This window comes from Steroidobacter sp. (genome assembly GCF_016790065.1).
In the GTDB taxonomy this organism is placed as follows: Bacteria; Pseudomonadota; Gammaproteobacteria; order Steroidobacterales; family Steroidobacteraceae; genus Steroidobacter.
Map to the genome: position 1 here is coordinate 1 of NZ_JAEUPY010000334.1, position 2,452 is coordinate 2,452.

2 protein-coding genes are annotated in these 2,452 nt (G+C 62.1%); both read left to right on the forward strand.

Features of this window, described 5'->3' with window-relative positions:
- The coding region (locus tag JNL55_RS13960) for a hypothetical protein (protein WP_293854044.1) at positions 1-620 on the forward strand (620 nt) is incomplete at its 5' end.
- Positions 589-1,926, forward strand: coding sequence for a sigma 54-interacting transcriptional regulator (locus JNL55_RS13965; RefSeq protein ID WP_293854048.1), 1,338 nt, complete (start codon positions 589-591; stop codon positions 1,924-1,926). The genes JNL55_RS13960 and JNL55_RS13965, both read left to right, overlap by 32 nt.
- Positions 1,927-2,452 lie beyond the last annotated feature (526 nt).

Here is a 2,452-nt window from a genome sequence, read left to right on the forward strand (position 1 = left end):
GCTGCGCGCTCACCGACCGCTTGCGGGCAGAGGCCTCGGCCAACGCCGCCGCCACCGCCGCACCGGCGGCACCGGTTTTGACGAGCGGCAATACGCCCGCCTATCTGGACATCATGAATAGCCTGAGCTCGCCGGATCCGGCGCGACAGGCGGATTTGTTTTATGAGGTCGAGCGCGAATACACCCGCGCGCCGACCACTGCGAGCACGCTGCGATATGCAGTGGCGCTGGTCACTCCGGGTCATCCGGCAAGTAGTCCCTCCGAGGGCAAACGTTTGCTGGAAACGCTGCTGGCGACCCCAGAGCGATTGACTCAGGATGAACGCACGCTCGCCGCGGTATTGCTGCACGAAACCGATGTTAGATTGAAGCTCGAGGCCGAAAATCGTCGGTTGCTTGCGACACTCGACGACCGTAGTCGGACGCAGGCAAACTCGGACAAGCGCATTCAGGCGCAGATCGAAGAGAACGCACGTCTGCGCCGTGCCCTCGCCGAAGCCCAGCAGAAGCTGGACGCGATCAAAGAAATCGAGAGGTCTATCATTGAACGCAGTCCCACGCCCCCTGGCAATCGCGATGCCGCCCCAAGTGAAACGCAAAGCCCGCCTGCTAGTCGTTGACGACGATCCGGGGCTGCTTCGGCTGCTCACGATTCGTCTGCGCGCCGAGAACTACGAAGTCGACGCTGTCGAAAGCGCCGCCGCCGCTCTCGCCGCCCTCGCCCGCGTCCGCCCGGATCTGGTGATCACCGATCTGCGCATGGACCAGATGGACGGCATCGGGCTGCTCAAGGAAATCCAGAGTCGGGCACCGGGGCTGCGAGTGATCATCCTCACCGCGCACGGCACGATTCCGGATGCGGTCCAAGCCACCCAGAGCGGTGCGTTCGCCTTCCTCACCAAACCGGTCGACAAACAAGAACTGCTCGATCAGGTGCAGAAGGCGTTGAAGGTTTCCGGCTTCGCCGACACCACTGAAGATTGGCGCAGCGAACTCATCACGCGCAGCGCGGTGATGGAAGAGCGTATGGCCCAGGCCCACATGGTGGCCGGCACCGACGCCCGCGTCATGATCACTGGCGAAAGCGGCACCGGTAAGGAGTTACTGGCCCGCGCCATTCACAAAGCCAGCAATCGTCGCAATCGGCCGTTCGTGGCCATCAATTGCAGCGCCATGGCGGAGAATTTGCTGGAGAGCGAATTGTTCGGTCACGTGAAAGGCGCGTTCACCGGCGCCATTCGCGAACATCGCGGTTTGTTTCAAGCGGCCGACGGCGGCACGTTGTTGTTAGATGAGATCGGCGATATGCCGATGCGGTTGCAAGTGAAGCTGCTGCGAGTGTTGCAGGAAAATCAGGTGCGCCCGGTGGGCAGCACTGAAGCGACTACGGTTAACGTTCGTATCATCTCGGCGACTCACCGAGACCTGAAACAACTGATCATGGGTGGTCATTTCCGCGAGGATCTGTACTACCGCCTGAACGTTGTCCACATCGAGATGCCTTCATTGGCTAAGCGCCGTGAGGACGTTCCTTTGTTGGTGTCGCACTTCCTTGAGAAGGTCGCTCAGGAAACTGGCGAGCAGCGTCATATCTATGCGCCGGAAGCGGTTGAGTTGTTAGTTAGCGCGGACTGGCCGGGCAACGTTCGTCAGCTAGAGAACGTCGTTCGGCAGAACGTTGCGCTTGCTACTAGCCCGATCATTAGCGCGGAGCTGGTGCAGGCTGCGTTGGGTGGTGGCCCCACTCGCTTGCCTTCGTTTGATGAGGCTCGCGATGAGTTCACTCGGAATTATCTGTCGCAGATTTTGCAGATCACCGGCGGCAATGTGAGCCAGGCGGCTCGGCTGGCTAAGCGGAATCGCACGGACTTCTACAAGTTGCTGGCGCGGCATCAGTTGACGCCTGAAGACTTCAAGCAAAGATAAGACGTCGGAGTTTTAAGAGGGTCGGCGCTCGCGGCGTCCGGAGGGAGGATGTGCCCTCCCGGCACCGCTGCACCCGCCGCGCCCCGCAGACGCGTGTCGCTGCGCTTGTACATCCCTGTAGCGCTATGGGACCAGCATCCCTGCTGGATCCAATTGCCGGGAGGGCACATCCCCCCTCCGGACGCCGCCGACACGGCCGCGAAGTATTCCAGCCAGCCTCTCCACACCGCATCCCCGAGCGCTGACGCTGCGCCGATCGCGTTGCTCCGGCTCGGAGGCGGAGGGCTCAGCTCACCTCGCAGTATTCGGCGTCGAGACGTCACAGGTTCATCTCACGTTTCGGCGTCGTTCGAGGTGACCTCTCTGCTCCCGGCAGCTTCGACGTACAGGGACGTGCTAGTCGCAGCAGCGCTCACCAGGGATGTGCGGCAAGCAGCGCAACGCGCTGCGGCGGTGCGCGGTGCCGGGAGCAGAGAGGTCACCTCGGACGGCGCACACCACCGAGGCCTCTGAACCAACCGCTCAA